The 16,083-nt window shown below is 62.7% G+C and carries 12 protein-coding genes and 6 pseudogenes; 7 read left to right on the forward strand and 11 right to left on the reverse strand.

Annotation, left to right across the window (positions count from 1 at the left end; translation table 11 throughout):
- Positions 1–6 precede the first annotated feature (6 nt).
- From ACFQH2_RS13340 to ACFQH2_RS13360, 5 genes are all read right to left on the reverse strand, one after another.
- On the reverse strand, positions 7–777 hold the full coding sequence (locus ACFQH2_RS13340) for a TorD/DmsD family molecular chaperone (protein WP_417579698.1): 771 nt from the start codon (positions 775–777) through the stop codon (positions 7–9).
- A gap of 5 nt (positions 778–782) precedes the next feature.
- Positions 783–4,037: a molybdopterin-dependent oxidoreductase gene (locus ACFQH2_RS13345; protein ID WP_377054368.1), complete on the reverse strand. Its 3,255-nt coding sequence runs from the start codon at positions 4,035–4,037 to the stop codon at positions 783–785.
- Positions 4,034–4,264, reverse strand: a complete 231-nt coding sequence (locus ACFQH2_RS13350; RefSeq protein ID WP_377076826.1) for a hypothetical protein — start codon at positions 4,262–4,264, stop codon at positions 4,034–4,036. Before ACFQH2_RS13350 ends, ACFQH2_RS13345 begins: the two co-directional genes overlap by 4 nt.
- Positions 4,264–5,169: an NrfD/PsrC family molybdoenzyme membrane anchor subunit gene (nrfD, locus tag ACFQH2_RS13355; RefSeq protein WP_377076827.1), complete on the reverse strand. Its 906-nt coding sequence runs from the start codon at positions 5,167–5,169 to the stop codon at positions 4,264–4,266. The genes ACFQH2_RS13350 and nrfD overlap by 1 nt, the downstream gene beginning before the upstream one ends.
- 140 nt (positions 5,170–5,309) lie before the next feature.
- On the reverse strand, positions 5,310–6,344 hold the full coding sequence (locus ACFQH2_RS13360; RefSeq protein WP_377054372.1) for a 4Fe-4S dicluster domain-containing protein: 1,035 nt from the start codon (positions 6,342–6,344) through the stop codon (positions 5,310–5,312).
- 464 nt (positions 6,345–6,808) lie between these two features.
- Between ACFQH2_RS13360 and ACFQH2_RS13365 the strand changes: the two are divergent.
- The 4 genes and pseudogenes from ACFQH2_RS13365 to ACFQH2_RS13380 form a co-directional block, all read left to right on the forward strand.
- Positions 6,809–7,269 (forward strand): annotated as a pseudogene (locus tag ACFQH2_RS13365) (PAS domain-containing protein); the annotation flags it as partial.
- Between the two features lie 6 nt (positions 7,270–7,275).
- Positions 7,276–7,944 carry a GAF domain-containing protein gene (locus ACFQH2_RS13370; protein WP_377076999.1) on the forward strand — a complete coding sequence of 223 codons (669 nt, stop codon included), beginning with the start codon at positions 7,276–7,278 and terminating at the stop codon, positions 7,942–7,944.
- Between the two features lie 8 nt (positions 7,945–7,952).
- Positions 7,953–8,546 carry a bacterio-opsin activator domain-containing protein gene (locus ACFQH2_RS13375; RefSeq protein WP_377076828.1) on the forward strand — a complete coding sequence of 198 codons (594 nt, stop codon included), beginning with the start codon at positions 7,953–7,955 and terminating at the stop codon, positions 8,544–8,546.
- A 61-nt stretch (positions 8,547–8,607) separates the two neighbouring features.
- The gene (locus ACFQH2_RS13380; protein WP_377054376.1) at positions 8,608–9,405 is read left to right on the forward strand and encodes a ZIP family metal transporter; all 798 of its coding nucleotides are present in this window, start codon (positions 8,608–8,610) and stop codon (positions 9,403–9,405) included.
- On the opposite strand, the gene ACFQH2_RS13385 is transcribed toward ACFQH2_RS13380, so the two are convergent.
- The 3 genes and pseudogenes from ACFQH2_RS13385 to ACFQH2_RS13395 form a co-directional block, all read right to left on the reverse strand.
- The gene (locus tag ACFQH2_RS13385) at positions 9,402–9,863 is read right to left on the reverse strand and encodes a YeeE/YedE family protein (RefSeq protein ID WP_377054378.1); all 462 of its coding nucleotides are present in this window, start codon (positions 9,861–9,863) and stop codon (positions 9,402–9,404) included. The two genes, ACFQH2_RS13380 and ACFQH2_RS13385, sit on opposite strands and share 4 nt — an antisense overlap.
- A gap of 120 nt (positions 9,864–9,983) precedes the next feature.
- Positions 9,984–10,541 carry a YeeE/YedE family protein gene (locus ACFQH2_RS13390; RefSeq protein WP_377054380.1) on the reverse strand — a complete coding sequence of 186 codons (558 nt, stop codon included), beginning with the start codon at positions 10,539–10,541 and terminating at the stop codon, positions 9,984–9,986.
- 6 nt (positions 10,542–10,547) lie between these two features.
- Positions 10,548–11,740: pseudogene (locus tag ACFQH2_RS13395) on the reverse strand (MBL fold metallo-hydrolase).
- 239 nt (positions 11,741–11,979) lie between these two features.
- On the opposite strand from ACFQH2_RS13395, the pseudogene ACFQH2_RS13400 reads away from it, so the two are divergent.
- The 3 genes and pseudogenes from ACFQH2_RS13400 to ACFQH2_RS13410 all read left to right on the forward strand — a co-directional run bounded on the left by ACFQH2_RS13400 (position 11,980) and on the right by ACFQH2_RS13410 (position 13,037).
- A pseudogene (locus ACFQH2_RS13400) lies at positions 11,980–12,224 on the forward strand (sulfurtransferase TusA family protein).
- Positions 12,221–12,804 (forward strand): annotated as a pseudogene (locus tag ACFQH2_RS13405) (DsrE/DsrF/DrsH-like family protein). Before ACFQH2_RS13400 ends, ACFQH2_RS13405 begins: the two co-directional pseudogenes overlap by 4 nt.
- Positions 12,805–12,806: 2 nt before the next feature.
- The gene (locus ACFQH2_RS13410) at positions 12,807–13,037 is read left to right on the forward strand and encodes a HalOD1 output domain-containing protein (protein ID WP_377054388.1); all 231 of its coding nucleotides are present in this window, start codon (positions 12,807–12,809) and stop codon (positions 13,035–13,037) included.
- Between the two features lie 3 nt (positions 13,038–13,040).
- Here ACFQH2_RS13410 and ACFQH2_RS13415 read toward each other — a convergent pair whose 3' ends face one another.
- From ACFQH2_RS13415 to ACFQH2_RS13425, 3 genes and pseudogenes are all read right to left on the reverse strand, one after another.
- Positions 13,041–13,487, reverse strand: a complete 447-nt coding sequence (locus tag ACFQH2_RS13415) for a universal stress protein (RefSeq protein WP_377054390.1) — start codon at positions 13,485–13,487, stop codon at positions 13,041–13,043.
- Between the two features lie 114 nt (positions 13,488–13,601).
- Positions 13,602–15,103: pseudogene (locus tag ACFQH2_RS13420) on the reverse strand (DUF790 family protein).
- A 60-nt stretch (positions 15,104–15,163) separates the two neighbouring features.
- Positions 15,164–16,059 (reverse strand): annotated as a pseudogene (locus ACFQH2_RS13425) (alpha/beta fold hydrolase).
- Between the last annotated feature and the right edge of the window lie 24 nt (positions 16,060–16,083).

A 16,083-nucleotide genomic window follows, 5' to 3' on the forward strand; every position in this document is an offset into this window, starting at 1 on the left:
GTTGGATTACGAGGGTGTTTCGGATGTCTGTCGGTCGGTCTGGACGCCCTCCTGGGCGTCCCACGCGGTGAACGTCCGGGCGAGACGAGTGATCGCGGCGAAGACGCCTTCGGCCGAGTCACGGGTCGCGACGGCCTCCTCGAACTGATCGAGCCACCCCAGTCGTGAGAGCGTCTGCTGCTGGAGTTCACGGACGGCGTCGAGGCTGGCGTCGTCGCGCTCATGCCCGTCCTCGACGAGCGTCGCTTCGCGCTCACAGAGCGCTCGCATGAACTCGAAGTAGGCGGAGAGGTGGTCCGGAATGTCGCCGCCACGCTCGGGCTGGAAGTCGACGGCTGCGTACAACTGCGCCATCTCGGCGGCCGGGTCGCCGAGGAGTTCACCCGCCTCGCCGGCGGTATGATGGCGTGAGTCGGACTCGAACTCCTCGCTCGGGTCGGTCGCGTGGGCCGACGCGAACGGGGGAACGTAGTGACTCCCCGGCACGACGAACAGGTTGTCGTAGCCGATGGCTAGCGAGTCGGCGTCGTGGTCGTTCCCGCGCAGGTCGGCCGTCTCGATGTCGACCGGGAACACGTCGGCGACGGCCGCGAACGTCTCCTGTTCGAGCGCGGTCGCGGTCGTCTCCGTCTCGCCGTCGAACGTCGCGGCCAGCAGGCCGTACAGGCGAGCGCGTGCCGTCGCCATGGCGGGAGCGTCCGGGTCGTCAGCTACCGTCGAATCGTCGGCCGCCAGCGGTGACTCACTGCCGTCGTCGATATCGGTGCTTTCGGGCATCCGAATCACCGCTGCTCCACTTCGACAAAGGCGTCGTACTGCGCGTTGCTCCCGCCCACGAGATCCGAGAGCCCGGTATCACCGAGTTCCTCGTCTAACGGCTGGAGATGGTTGATCGCGAAGCCGGCGTCACGGCCTTTCGCGTATCCGGCCTCCTCGACCATCGGTTCGTCGAACTGGTAGGAGCTGTGACCGTCGGCCTCTGCCGGCGACCGCGTTTCGCCGTCGACCGTTTCGGCCGTCGCCCCGTCACCGGTCCGACCCCAGCCCCACATCGCACCGACAACGCCGGGCCGAATACCGCCCGTGACCATTGCCATTCCTTCGACAGTCTTGCGGCCGGCGTCGATGACGATATCGTCGCCGTTCTCGATGCCGCGCTCGTCGGCGTCCTGCGAGTTGATCCACAGCGGGTTCTCGGGACGCGTCTCGCGCAGCCACGGACTGTTCTGTGTCCGGTGCATTCCCTGTGTTCGCGGCTTCCAGTTGATCAACTGTAGCGGTCGATCGCTCTCCTCGTCGCCGCTGACGGCGGCCTGCACGTCACCGTTGTAGTGTTTCACGTCGTCGACTTTCGGTAGCGGATCGAAGCGATCGCCGGTGAAGGAGTGTTTCCCCGTCGCCACGGCGTCGCTGTAGAAGTTCACCCGCGAACCGAGTTTGTACCGCATGTGCTCGCCGTCGTAGGCGTTCGTGTCGTCACGACGGCCGGCGTAGTCGTAGTCGTGGCCGTATTCCTCGAACGCACTGGCGTAGTCCTCGGTCGGTTCCTCGAACCGACCGCCGCGGTTCAACACGGTGACGACCTTCGCCCACTCCTCGTCGGTGACCGCCTGCTGCCAGCGCCCGAGGTCGAACGCCTCACCGAGGCCCTTCTCGTGGCTCTCACGGAACACCCGTCGTTCGTCCGGGGTGGCGTCCGAAACCGGGTCGCGGGAGTAGCCGATGTTGGCCGCCAGTTTGAGGTAGAAGTCCTCGGCCTGATGGAGCGGCCACAGGTCGCCGTCGGCGTCCGGGATCGATTCCTCGCCGACGCCGGGCAGGTCAAGCTTCTTCCACATGTCGATGAGCACGTCCTCGAACGGCCGGGCGTCCGGGACGACCGAGATTGCGGGCTGGCTGATCTTCTCGTCGGCCAGTCGCTTGTTCGGGTAGGTTCCGAAGTTCTCCCAGCGTTCGAGATACGTCGGCTCCGGCAGGATGTAATCGGCGTGCTTGCTGGTCTCGCCGATCACCGTATCCGAGGCGACGACCAGCGGGATGGTGTCGGTGTCCTGCAGGATCGGCGGGATCTGGTCGCCGCCGGCGACGGCCATCACGTGGTTGTTCGAGTACGGCCGGATGAACAGCGCGTTGATGCCGTATGGGTACTCGTCGGCCGCACTGCCGTAGATTTCCTGGGTGGCCTGTGCCGGTGCCGCGGGGAACCAGGGCCGTTTAGCAGGGTAGCCGTCGTCACGGTCGAACAGCGTGGTGTCCTCGTAGTTGATACCGCCACGGGTCAGGGGGATACCCCACGGCGAGTAGCCGTCCGGCACCTGGCCCAGCTGGTACCGGCCGGACATCGTGTCGTAGCCGGCGTAGGGGGTGATCTGCCCGCCCTTCCAGTCGTAGTTGCCGATGAGATGCTGGAGCGTTGCGATGGCCCGCGTGTTGTGGAAGCCGTTCGTATGTTTCGCCGGGCCGCGGTAGGCCATAATGGCCGCCCGCTTCCCGTGGCTGGTGAACTCGTCAGCGACCTCCGCGACCCGTTCGGTCGACACGCCGGCCATCTCGGCGTACTCTTCGAGGGTGTGCTCGTAGACGCGGTCGCGGTACTGGCTCCAGACGCTCTCGACACTGGCACCGTTCACTGTCACATCCGCATCGAGCACGGCGGTCTCGACTTCGCTGGCGGGCCTGGCTTCGCCGGACTCGGCGTCGACGACCACGAAGTCGTCGGCAGTCTCGGCATCGGCTGCCACGAGGCCGAGGTCGGCGGCACTCGCCTTTGGGGCACCTTCCTCGTCGACGAGGATAAGATGGGTCGCGTCGCTCCAGGTCGGTTCGTTGTCGGACTGTGCGGCGCCCTCAGAGGGGTTTTGGAGGTAGGTCAGATCGTGGCGGTCGTGTTCGAGGATCCATCGGGCCATCCCGAGTGCCAGAGCGCCGTCGGCACCTGGCTCGACGGGAACCCAGGTATCGGCCTTCTCGGCTGTCTTCGAGAGCCGCGGATCGACCACGTCCATCCGTGTGCCGGCTTCGATGGCGTTCGTCAGTTTCGGGGCGAGCCACGTCGGTCCCTTGTTGGCGACCAGCGGGTTCGTCCCCCACACCAGAATATACTCGGCCTCTTCGATGTCGGGGTACTGGCGTTTCTTCTTGCTGTTGTACGACCGGACGTTGCCCATCACACTGGAGAACCCACAGGTCCCCGCGTGGTGGAAACTGTTGACCGAACCAAGACCCTGCTTCCAGAGTCGCTTGCGGATAAAGTTGCGCCGGAAGCCGCCCACATCGATGATCTGGTTGGCTTTCGGCCCGAGGTCGGGGTGGTCGGTGTCGATGAGGCTGTGGTCCCACTTCTCGTCGAAGTCGGCTTTCGCCATCTCGTCGTTCTTGACGGCCTCCCAGTCGCTCATGACCTCGTCTTGAGGGGCGTGTGACCACATCTCTCGTACTCCGGGGTGGCCGAGGTCGTCGTCGCCCTCGACGATCTCCTCGACGGCCTGCTCCCACGAGATCGTCTTCCACTCTCCGGAACCGCGCGGGCCGACGCGTTTCATCGGCTCGCGGACGCGGTAGCTGTCGAAGGCCGTCTGGATGCCGGCCTGTCCTTTCAGGCAGATCCGCCCGCCGGACAGCGACCACCGGTCTTCGTCGACATCGCCGCTCCCCTCGACGTCGCCCATCGCCACGTCCTCGGGGTCGCTTCCGTAGGGAACCTGCGAGAACGGCTGCGTGTTGAGGAACGAGTACGGGTTCCCGGCAAGCTTCCGGACCAGTGAACTGTACTCGCCGGTGCCGCTCCCGTCCGCGAGTTGCACCTTGATCGGACAGAACGTGTTACACTGGCCGCAGGTCGTATGGATCACGTCGCTCGCACCGTACTCGCCGTACTCGTCGCCGACGTAGTGGTGCTCGTCGTCCGTCCACAGGTCATCTATATCTACGTTCACCGCAGCGTTGCTGGCTGCTGCGACGAGGCCGATACTCCCGGCTGCCTTGAAGAAGTCACGCCGTGAAACCTGGGCGCGGTCTTCCGAATCGTTGGTACTCATTCGTGGTCACCTCCAGAAAGCGGCGTCAGCGGAAGCAGCTCCGCACCGAGCGTGAAGAGCAGGAAGCCGACGCCGATAATGCCGATGCTCGTTCCCCACTCGACGAGTGTGGGGAAGTACGATCCGTGTGGTAAGCCCTCCATCACGGGGATAATCTGTGCCGGGATAACGATGTTGAACCGTACCGCCACGATTCCGATGACGGAGCTCAACCCTGCGAGCACCATCACTGACGGGGTTCGACGCCAGGATCGGTTGCTGAGCAGGACCATGGGGAACACCCAGCAGCGCCGACCATGAACCACCAGAACGACCACGACATCTCGCCGAACAGGACGACGAGCCATGTCTCCACCTCGTGTGGATGAAGACTCGCGAATGCGATCAGTGCCTCGATGGCCGTGAGGGCGGCGTCGATAATGATGAAGCCCATCAACAGCTTTGCGAGTTGGTCGAGCAGGTCGGGATCGACGGCTTCGCCGTCGAACAGTCGCGTTCGGAGCACGTAGATAATCATCACCAGCGCCGTCCCGCTCAACAGCGCCGAGATGATGAAGATCACGGGGAAGAGTCCGCTGTTCCAGTACGGACGGGCCTTCGAGACTGCAAACAGCACACCCGTTCCGCCGTGCACCATGAAGATGGCGAGCGGGATGCCGACGATGCCGGCGCGCTTGAGCCATCGCTGGTCGAAGGCTTTCGAGGCCTCGCTCGTGTCGACTCGCCCGAGCGCGAGCAGTCTATACAGCACACCCCGAGCCCCGCCGAACCTGGTCGCGAGTCGGGCGAGATCGACCCGCATCGAGAAGTAGAGCTCCGTGACGAGAATCCCGATGTACGCCACGTAGGCGTGGACCTCCCACGAGAGCGCCGACGTGAGTTGGCGCCAGAAGAACGGGAAGTACATCCGGTCCATCCGCCCGAGATCGATCCAGACAAAGAGCAACGCTACGGCCATGCTGATGATGGCCACGAACAGCGCGTCCCGATCGATCCGGTGCATCATGCCGATCTCGAAGACGTTCGCCAGCGTGCTCACGAGAAACGCGCCCGCGGAGAGACCGACAAAGTAGATGTAGAACGCGACCCACGCGCCCCACGGTACGATACTCGTGAGGTTCGTGCTCGCCATTCCCTGTGTGATACGCAGATACGTCGCGTAGGCACCACCAGTAAGCAGGACGCCGATAAAGACGTACCAGGCGATTCGTAGTCGGCTGTCTTCAGAAGCCTGGAGCGAAATCGAAGTTTGAACTTTCTGTTGCCATCGTGCTATTTGAGGTAGTAGACGTTGGGGTCGGTCCCCTCCTCTTCTTTCAGTTGGAACGCCCGTGACGAGTCGGCCATTTCCGCGACATCGCTGTCGGGGTTGTCCAGGTCGCCCATATTGCGGGCGTCCCCGATACAGGTCTCGACGCAGGCCGGCTCTTCGCCGCGCTCCAGCCGGTGCGTACAGAAACTGCACTTGCGGATGTTACCGATCGGTGATTCGCCCTCTTCACGTGCTCCTCTGTCGACGCCGTACTCCGGGCTCGTCAGTTCGCCCGCTTCATCGACCTCGTCGTCGTAGTTCTCGCCGAAGTCAAAGTACCGCGCGCCGTACGGACAGGCGATATTGCAGTATCGACAGCCAATACACCGGTCGTAATCGATGTTGACGACGCCGTCGTCCATCTTGTACGTCGCCGAGACCGGACATACCTGAACACAGGGTGGGTTATCACACTGCATGCACGGACGAGGCACGTTTGTCCGCGTCACGTTCGGGAACTCGCCGTGTTCCTCTTCCATCACGACGTTGTACGAGACGCCCGGAGGAGTCCGGTTTTCGGCCTTGCAGGCGACGGTACACGAGTCACAACCGACGCACTTCTGCAGGTCGATCACCATGCCCCACTTCTCGTCGCCCTCGCCGATTCCCCCGTCCGACTCGTCGCCGTTGACCTGCGCTGATTGCTTCGAGACGGTGTCCATCGACCCAACGGAACAGCTCAGCGATTCAGCGGTTTCCGTCGAAATAGTCTGATCGCCTGCGTCGACCGCGGGGTTCGGTGTCTCATGATACGCCGTGCCGAACTCCTGGGCTGCGGCCTCGTCGTACTTGTCCCAGTACTCGTCGCCGGTGAGTTCACCGCGTGCGACGGCCTGTGCGTCCTCGGCCATTGCGATCCCGAGGTCGGTGTCGGCGTCGACGTCCGCGAGTTCCTCGCGTGGGTCGACACGCTCGTTTTCCACCATCTGGTTCAGATCTGTTTTCTCCACGTTCGGGATCCCCGGGAGCGTCTCTCCCTCGTCTACGCCACTCATTGCCACCACCCGTGGCCGGCTGCCACACTATCAGCAGTCCGGGTCAATATCGACCGGTTAGTTTTGGGGTTCATACACGTAGAGGTACGCAGACACCGATGGAAAGAACAGTACCAATACAGATTGACCCGGGTAGTGACTGATTATACACCCCATATCGGGGATGCCAATACTGTTTGGGTTGGGAGTGTCAGACGTCGAATCGGGGCGTGTCGCGCTGCGGGCCAGAGACCACAGATATTTATTCAGGAGGCCGGCACACCCTTTATAATGAACGTGTCACCAAGAGATACCCGGACAATCAACGGGCTACGTCCGAGCGATAGTCGGACACGGAGACACAGATGAACTGGATCATCCTCCTATCGATCGGACTGCGCCTGTTCGGTGTCGGCTACTCGGTTCTGCTGCTCTCTCGTAGCCGCGACCGTCGATTTGGCTTTCTGACGCTTCTACTGTCTTTCATGACGCTTCGGCAGATCCTCACGGTACAGACCGCCAGTACCGGTCTCGAAGAACTCCCGGGCCTCATCGTGAGCGTCCTCGCTATCCTGACAGTGTACTACCTCGCGGAATACGTCGAGGGCGAGGAAGCCATCAAAACACAGCTACAGACGGCCAACGACCGCCTGCGTGGCTATCGGAAAGCTATCGAACATGCTGGGCACGCGATCTTTCTTACCGATCCGGACGGCACCATCGAGTACGCGAATCCGGCCGTCGAATCGGTTACGGGGTACGAACCGGACGAAGTGCTCGGAGAGAACCCGCGGCTCTGGCAGTCCGGAACACACGACGAGGAGTTCTACGCGGACCTGTGGGAGCAGATCGAATCCGGCTCCGTCTGGGAGGGTGAACTCACCAACCGACGGAAGTCGGGGAGCTCTGCTGGGTCGATACAACGATCGCCCCCATCACCGACGACGGAGAGGTGGAGCGCTACGTCGCGGTCGAGCGCGATGTTACCGAACGAAAGGAACGCGAGATCCGTATTGAAGACCAGAACGAGCGCCTGACCCTACTGAACAACACGAACGGGGTCCTCCGCGACGTCAACCGCGAACTGGTGGCCGCGTCGACCCGCGACGAGATCGAACGGGCGGTGTGCGAGCAGTTCGTTCGCGCCGACCTCTTCGATGCCGCGTGGATCGGCAACCGGGGGCTCGTCGACGGGACGATCAGTCCACGGGCGTGGGCCGGCACCGACGTGGATACACTCGACGACCACATCGAGAGGCTGTGTGCGTCGACGCCAACGCCGGTCGAGACCGCACTCGACAGTCAGGAACCGGTTTTCACCACCACCGAGAGCGACCTGCTGGAAACGACAGCAAAGACCCAGAGCGTCGTGGTGCCGCTCGCCTATCGCGGCGCGGAGTACGGTGTCCTCGTCGTAGAGACCAGTGATACGGAGGCGTTCGACCTGATCAAGCACGATATCTTCGCGGAACTCGGCCGGACGGTCGCGGACGCGATCAGCGCCGTCGAAAGCAAGCAGACACTCGCCTCCGACAGCGTGACCGAACTCGAGTTCCAGTTGAACGCTATCGACGATCCGCTCGCGACGCTGGCAGCCGAACTGACTGTACGGTTGCCGTAGAACAGATCGTGGGTGATGGCGACGGCGACCGTATCCAGTATGTCACTGTCACTGGCACCACACCGGAAACCGTCACCGCCTATGCGGCCGAGGCCGATCACATTAGCTCGGTCCAGCACGTATACACGCACGACGACTGTGCGCTGTTCCGACTGATGATCGATGATCGGTCCATCGTCGCAACGCTGGCCCAGTATGGTGCCAGCGTCGAGTCGTTTTCTATCTCCGGTACAGATGGTGGCCAGCTAGTCGCACAGGTCAGCAGTTCGAACGACATCCGAACTGTCGTCGACGCACTCCAGACGACATACGACGATCTGACACTGGTCGCACAGCGCGAGCGCGAGCGAGACGTTCAGACTGAAGCGGCGTTCCGGAAACAGCTAGCCTCGACCCTGACAGATCGGCAACGAGAAGCGGCCCAGACTGCGTACTTTTCCGGCTTCTTCGACTGGCCCCGTGAACACAGCGGCGAGGAGGTCGCATCGATGATGGACATCTCACAGACGACGTTCACACAGCATCTCCGGGCCGCCGAGAAGAAACTCTTCTCCGAGTTGTTCGACGAGACGATGCCGAATCGGTTGGATCGACCGCTCTGACCGAGCGTTCACGTCGGTTCCGCTGCCGATTTATACTGTCAGTCCGACAGGTAACGTGTCAATGGCCCTCGTAGAAAACCTCGTGTTGGTATTTGTCGCCGGGTTCATCACCGCGCTGGCGACGGGTCTCGGCGCTATCCCGTTTTTCTTCTTCGACGATATTAGCGACCGATACAACGTCGTTCTCTGGGGCCTGGCCTCCGGGATCATGGTGTCGGCGTCGCTGTTCGGACTCATCGAAGAGGGACTCAGGGAGGGGACCCCACTGGAAATCATCGCAGGGATGGGCGTCGGCGTCCTGCTCGTCATCGTCGCACACGACGTGCTCGTGGACGCGGAAATCGATCCCCAGGAGTACGAGGAAGCGGACTTCAAAAAGCTCGTGCTCATCCTCGGGATCTTGACGGTCCACAGTTTCCCCGAGGGCGTTGCTGTCGGCGTCTCCTTTGCCGACCTCGGCCTCGAAGGCGGCCTGCAGATCCTCGGCTTTACCGTCCCGCTGCTGGCGGTCTTCATGACCATCGCCATCTCGATTCACAACATCCCGGAGGGGACGGCCATCTCCATCCCGCTCCGATCGATGGGCATCTCGGAGTGGAAGATGGTCTGGTGGGCGGTCTTTTCCAGTCTGCCACAGCCGATCGGGGCCGTCATCGCGTTCGCGTTCGTCCGCTACGCGCGGCAGTTCCTCCCCTTCGGCTTTGGCTTCGCCGCCGGTGCGATGATCTATCTCGTTCTGACGGAGTTCATTCCGGAGGCGCTGGATCTGGGATCGGAGTTTCAGTACGGCGGAAAAGTCGAACTCGGAACCGGTATCGTCATCGGGGTCCTCGTGATGATCCCCCTCGCGTTCATTTAATCTGCACCGGTCGCGACTCCGTCGGTGTCGGCGCTCTGACTGCGCCAGACACCCTGCAGGTACGCGCCGACGAACATGCCGGCGAGCGCCCAGAGGATCGTCACGTTGCCGACGCCGAGGCTGGCGTAGGCCGCGCCGGGACAGATCCCCGAGAGGCCCCAGCCGACGCCGAATATCGAGCCGCCGATCAGGACGTTCCGATCGAACGACTTCAGCCGCCGACCGTAGCTGTCGCCGGTCAGCGGTGCGCTGTCGAGCAGTCGCGGGATGATCGCAAAGCCGAGTCCGGTGACGATAGCGGCCCCGAACATCACGAAGATCAGGCCGAAGTCCTCGAACTGGAGGAAGTTCAACACGACCTCCGGTTGGGCCATATGACTGAAACCGAGGCCGAAGCCGAAGATCAGGCCACCGACGTAGATCAGCGGCATGAACAGCGGGTGGCGGGCACTACTCACGGCTCGTCACCTCGCCGTTCGCAATTCCGAGACCCTCTCTGTGGTCGGCTCTCGCGTCTCCCGACTCGTCACCTCGCCGTTCGCAATTCCGAGACCCGCGCTTCGCTTGGGTCTCGCTCACTACGGGCTCACCCCCAGCGCCATCACTAGCTGAGCGGTCCCGATCGCAACGAGCATGAACGTCGCCACGCCGATGATCGACGTTTTCGAGGCCGAACCGACGCCACAGACGCCGTGACCGGAGGTACAGCCCTTCCCGATGCGGGTGCCGACCCCGACGAAGATACCGCCGAGGAACAGCCGCCACGGCTGGACGTCGGTGAGCCAGACCGTCACACCGCCGATCTCTCGGAGCGTGCCGGTCGTCCCCGGCGTGTACAACGAACTCGTGACGAGTCCGGACTGGAACGTGAGCGCGTAGACTGCCGCCCCGGAGATGATCCCGAGGGTGAAGACGATCCGCCAGTCCCGCGAGCGCCGATACTGCTGGAATCGGGATTGATCCGAGACGTACGACAGCGTTGATTCGAGGAAGGTGCTCGCGCCGGCGCTGATCCCGGTCCCGAGGTAGATGACGAGCGCGCCGAGGCCAACGAACAGGCCACCGACGGCGTAGCGACTGATCCCCTCCGGGAACGGTGTTTCGAGCAGTGCCGGAGCGACGAGTTCGGTTACCATCCCCGATCAGTCATCCGCCAGCGATTCCTGGCAGCGGCGCAGTTGTTCGGGCCGAGTTCTAGCTCGAAGGCTTCCTCGTCGTTGGCCTCCTGCTGGCCGAGGTTGGTGGCGATGATGTCCTCGTAGTTAGAGGGGCGGGGCGGCATGTCCGAAAGGATCAGCTCGATGAACTCGTCTTCGTCCATCGTCAGCGCGTCCATCTCGTCGACGAGTTGGCCGATCGGCGCGGTGTAGGTGCCGTCCTCGGTTGGCTCCGCCGCATCGCTGAAGTGCGCGCCACCGATGTGCGTCTCGTCGGGCAGCGTGAGAACACGCTCCTGAAGCGACTCGTAGAGCTGGCTCGCGGCTTCGGGTGCGCCCTCGTCGCCCTCTTCGAGGTCCGGCCGCGCGACGCTCTCGATGAACAGGCCGTCGCCGGTCGCGAGCAGCGAGTCGTCGATCAGGTACGAAGTCATTCCGGAGGTGTGGCCGGGCGTGTAGACCGTCTCGATGGTCACGTCGCCGACCTCGAACTCGTCACCGTCCGCGGCGAGAGTCATGTCGTCGGCGTAGGTGATGCCCCGCTCGACTGCTGACTCGGGGATGACGCCCTCGACGCCTTCGTCAGCCAGATTCCTGACGCCCGAGATGTGGTCCGCGTGCACGTGCGTGTCGATGGCGTACTGAAGTTCGACGCCCAACTCCTCGGCGTCCTCCAGATACCGGTCGGTGAACTCGCGAAGCGGGTCGATCACGGCGGCTTCGCCGTTGTCGTAGACGAAGTAGCCGAGACAGCCACTGGAGGGGCGCTGATACTGCAGGAGCGTCCCCGCACCGTCGTAGTCGGTGACTTCGACGGCCTCGTAGACGCGCGCCCAGCCGTTCATTCCGTTGTTGAGGTGGTCGACGTCGTATCCGAGTTCTTTCAGCGATCCCGCGACGTACTCGCTTGCGCCGCCCTTGGCACACAGAACGGTCAGCTCGCGGTCGTCCGGAATCTGATCGAGCACGTCCTCGGGAATCTCGTCGTCGAGGAAGTGGAAGTACGGGATGTTGATCGATTCGACGTTCTCGCCGTCGATCCGCCATTCCTCGTACTCGCTCGTCATACGCGCGTCGAGGAGGGTGACTGACTCGCCCGCGTCGATCTGTGCTTTCAACTCAGTGGGGTCGACCGATTCGACTTCGACGTCCGGCGTTGGAAAGTCCATGTCGTCCATGTTGTACACCGTAGAATATTGGGTGGTTCCTCATAAGGGTTTGCATAGTAGTGCAGTTACTATACAATATGAGAATCTGCGGTTTTTGCTCAAGAGGACTTCTACGCTAGGATACGCCATCTCACTCCATAATTCCATAGCCTTGGAATAGCGGCTGTTCATATCGCATACAATTACCGGAGCTTTTATATCCATCTGTCTGATATTGTGTAATAGCTCCAATACAGAGCAGATCAACTATGAGTTCACAATACGATATCGCCGAGACGCTCGACGTGAAAGGAGAGTCCTGCCCGATGCCGGTCGTCAAGACCAAACAGGCCATCGACGGCCTCGCCGAGGGGAGGTCCTCGAGGTCCTCGCGACGGACTCCGGTAGCATGAGCGACATCGAGGGCTGGGCAGAGGGAACGCCGGGTGTCGAACTGCTCGAACAGGTCGAGGCCGACGACGTGTACAAACACTACGTGAAACAGACTGCATGAGTACCGACAGCACCACACCGTCCGGTGACGAGACGACACCCGATCCCGCGGAGATGGAAGCCCTTCGCGAGCGCGTCGGCGAGCTGAGGAGTCTCTGGCCGACCTCGACGAGGGCGACGATACGAAGCAGATGACAATCGTCTCCACCAAAGGGACGCTGGACATGGCGTACCCGCCGCTGATTCTGGCGAGTACGGCCGCAGCCTTCGGCTGGGACGTCGTCGTCTTCCATACGTTCTGGGGACTCGACATCCTCCACGAGGAGAAATCGGAAGACCTCAAACTGAGCGCGGTCGGCAACCCGAGCATGCCGATGCCGAACGCAGTCGCCGCCCTCCCCGGGATGGACGCGATGGCGACGCGTATGATGCGCAACAAGATCGACGAGAACGGCACCGCGACGATCAAAGAGTTGATCGATCTCTCGCTCGAACAGGGCGTCGATCTGCAGGCCTGTCAGATGACGATCGAGCTGATGGATTACGACGATGACGACTTCTACGACGGCGTGACCACTGGCGTTGGCGCTGCAACCGCGCTTCAGCACATGTCCGAATCGGACGTGCAGCTCATGATCTAGCGGTGTCCGGCAAGCCCCCGAGCATCCGCATCATCGAAGCCGTGGCTGATCGCGAGGGAACCCGGCCGAGCGATCTATCACCCCCACTCGCCACCGCGATTGATCCGGACGCCCTGAACCAACTGTTCGAGAACACCCGCACCGACGAATCGTCGCGACATTGCTCGGTGTCGTTCGTGTACTGCGGCCACGAAGTGAGTCTCTATTCTGACGGACGGGTCGCAATCGAGTAACGATTACTCCGCGTGGCGAACGATGTGAATATCGTAGTGCGGGTCCTCCGAAATCGGATTGCCGACGCTGGTCAGCGGCGTCGAGACACGGCCGGCGTTTTCGCTACCGATGAAGATGATAGAGGCTTCTAGTTCTGCCGCTACCTGGCGGATCGTTCGCGTGATATCGGTCGTGATCGTCGCGCGGTAATCCGTCTCTGCGGTCTCCTCGCAGCGGAAGGTGGCGTCGGGAGCGACGTCCTCCTGTTGATGACGGATACGCGTACAGATCATCTCCGCGTCGAACGCTTCATCAGGCGCTAGCCAGCCACGGTCTCGTGCGAACTCGGGGTCCGGAGGGATGACCGCGAGCGCGACGACTTCCTCGTCGGTGAACTCGCCGAACTCTCGGGCGCGTTCCAGCGCGGCCGTGGAGAGGTCGGACCCATCGAACGGAACCAGCAGTACCATAGCGGGATGCTATGTGGCTCATCAGTTAACGGTTCCGGGTGTTGTGAACGCGCTCCCGTCGACAGTAGTCGCAGAATACTTCGTTCAGTACAGCTGAGCCTCGGGAACGGTCGATTACTGCTCGCGAACCGTCCCGCCGCTTAGCCCCTCCCACTCGACGCGGTAGCCGAGACGCGAGAGGGCGGTGCTCGCGTCGTCGATGCCCGCCTCGGTGATCCGTTCCTCGGCATCAGCGAAGTCCATCCCGGCGTCAAGTCGGGTCGCCAGTGCGTCGAGCACCGCCGGACGCACCAGCGTCCGTCCGATACGTTCGTGCTCGGGGAACGATTGCTCCTCGATAGCGCTCACGCTCACGCCGTGGCGGTCGGCCAGTTCGTCGAGCGTGAGGGCGTCAGCCTCGGGAACGAGTTCGTCGGGCAGGTCGGCCGCGCTGGCCGATTCGAGGTCCGTCTCGTACCGGCGTAGAGCGTCGCGGACGTCCTTGATCCGTACCGTTCCGGAGTAGGGAATCGCCCGGTGGTCGCGGGCCTCGATCTCCTCGCCCGCGCCGAGACTCTCGTCGACGGCGACCAGCAGTTCGACGTCCTCGACGCTATCGAGTTTCGAGAGTTTGGTCTCGACGTACTCCGGCGTCCAAAAGCCCATGATCTCGAAGAAGATGCGGAAGTCTGCGAAGCGGTAGTCGAAGGCGAAGTCGGGGATCATCACGCTCGCCCCGGCGGCCAGTGGCTCCGGCTCCCGGACGAGCTCCCAGTCCAGATCCAGCGCCTCGAACCGGGCGGCGAAGTCGGCCTCGACGCCGCTGTCGTAGCGGTCCTCAACGAGTGGTTCGACGCCCGGCACGCGCACTGGATCGTCGTCCGAGAGGCGGAGTTCGCGCTCGGTGCCGCGGTCGTCGATAGTCGCCGAGAGATGCCACTCGTCGGTCTTCGCGACGCTCCGGAGCAATCGTGCGAACTGGGTGCCGTACCGCCGCGTCGCTCGAAAGAGCCCGGTCGGGCCGGTGACGACCAACTCTCGTCCCTCGCCCGTCTTTCGCACCTCGTAAAGCAGGCCGAGTCGCTTCACTGCAGAGACGAGGCCCTTCGGATCTGACGACCGGACCCGGATCTCCGTCGCATCGAACAGCGCGGTCTGGGCGAGCGAGAGGTTGTACTGTGTGATCAGCCCATCGGGGTCCCAGCGGGCGTCGAACGACGTGAGCACCTGCCTGTCGTCGAGGTCGGCAAACAGCGAGGTTTCGAGGTCGTCAGTCGGAACTGCGAGACCGGTCGACGCTTGCTCGATAGCCTCCGCACGCTCTTCCGGCCGGACGACGCCCACGGATTCTGCGGTCTCGAAGGCGCTCCGTCGCGCCCGCTCCGGGTCCACTGGCGCTTGCGTCTCGAAGGTCGCATCGTGCTCTAGCAGTTTGGCGACCCCCGAACGAGTTTGAAATCCTCCGCATCGCGTTCCAGTGTAGTGAGTGCATCCTCGAGTTCGCCGGCCGTGTGACCGACGTGGCCCTGATAGGTGCCGAGTAGTTTCGCCGCCAGCGGGCGGTGCTCCCGTCTGGCAAACTGTGGATGGTAGCCCCCACCGGCCCGGGAGACGCGGAGCAGTTCCTTCGTCAGCACGATGCGGGCTACGGTGGGTGGCGATAAAAACCCATTCGAGACGGCGTTCTCTCGCGTCGATCACTGACCGTACCGGACCAGAAACTCCATCGCTCGCTCGTTGAACGCGGTGGTTTGCTCGCGCTGGGGCCAGTGCCCACACTCCGGGCGGATTTCGAGGCTGGCTTCGGGGATCCGGTCCGCCGCTCGGCGCGACCACCTGACCGGGAAGATGGGGTCCTCGGTGCCGTGGACGAGCAGAGTCGGGACCTCCAGATCCTCAAGCCGATCCGAGAAGTCGGTCCGGAAACCGCCCCGTTCGACTTCACATGCTCGCCAGCGCCGGTATGCCCGCCCCGCATCCGGCCGCTGCAGGAGGCGGTAGAACTCGTCGACGACCGACCGGGACAGCGTATCCGGGTCGTGGACAATCCCCGAAAGGGCGAGTTTTGCAAGCCGACGGTTTCGTTTGAGGAGCGAGATCGATAGCTCGTTCAGTTTCGGAAGCCGCGACAGGACGTACGTAAGATAGCCGTTGGGGAGCTGTCGACCGAGTCCGTGACTGTCGACGAGAACGAGACTCTTGACGCGAGACTGGTTATGTAACGCGTATCGGAGCGCAATCCCGCCCCCATCGAGACGCCGACGAGACTGATCGAGGAAAGGTTCAGGGCGTCGAGGAAGTCCCCGAGAACCTCGGTATGATATGCTGTCGTGTACTCCGCGTCCGGACGGCTACTGCTACCGTAGCCCGGCAGGTCGAGTGCGATAACTCGTTGATCGTCGGCGAACGGGGCAATCGAGCCGCCCCACGAGAGCGTGGCGGCATCGATGATGCCGCCGTGAAGTAACACGACCGGAGTTGCGCCGCTACCGGCCGTAACGTAGTGGAGGTGCCGCCCGCCAACGTCGATCCACATATCGAGCGGTTCGAGTGCGTCAGTGTGCTCCGTAGCCATCATGTTAACTAACCACATGTGATCGGAAATAGCTAACCGCCC

This window comes from Natronoarchaeum sp. GCM10025703, from assembly GCF_042661985.1.
Taxonomy (GTDB): Archaea; Halobacteriota; Halobacteria; order Halobacteriales; family Natronoarchaeaceae; genus Natranaeroarchaeum.

What these genes read in the sequence shown, in the direction of transcription:
- ACFQH2_RS13340 (WP_417579698.1), bottom strand. Translation starts at nt 777, where the DNA reads ATGCCCGAAAGCACCGATATCGACGACGGCAGTGAGTCACCGCTGGCG.
- ACFQH2_RS13345 (WP_377054368.1), bottom strand. Translation starts at nt 4,037, where the DNA reads ATGAGTACCAACGATTCGGAAGACCGCGCCCAGGTTTCACGGCGTGAC.
- ACFQH2_RS13350 (WP_377076826.1), bottom strand. Translation starts at nt 4,264, where the DNA reads ATGGTGCTCGCAGGGTTGAGCTCCGTCATCGGAATCGTGGCGGTACGG.
- nrfD (WP_377076827.1), bottom strand. Translation starts at nt 5,169, where the DNA reads ATGGCGAGCACGAACCTCACGAGTATCGTACCGTGGGGCGCGTGGGTC.
- ACFQH2_RS13360 (WP_377054372.1), bottom strand. Translation starts at nt 6,344, where the DNA reads ATGAGTGGCGTAGACGAGGGAGAGACGCTCCCGGGGATCCCGAACGTG.
- ACFQH2_RS13380 (WP_377054376.1), top strand. Translation starts at nt 8,608, where the DNA reads ATGGCCCTCGTAGAAAACCTCGTGTTGGTATTTGTCGCCGGGTTCATC.
- ACFQH2_RS13390 (WP_377054380.1), bottom strand. Translation starts at nt 10,541, where the DNA reads ATGGTAACCGAACTCGTCGCTCCGGCACTGCTCGAAACACCGTTCCCG.
- ACFQH2_RS13415 (WP_377054390.1), bottom strand. Translation starts at nt 13,487, where the DNA reads ATGGTACTGCTGGTTCCGTTCGATGGGTCCGACCTCTCCACGGCCGCG.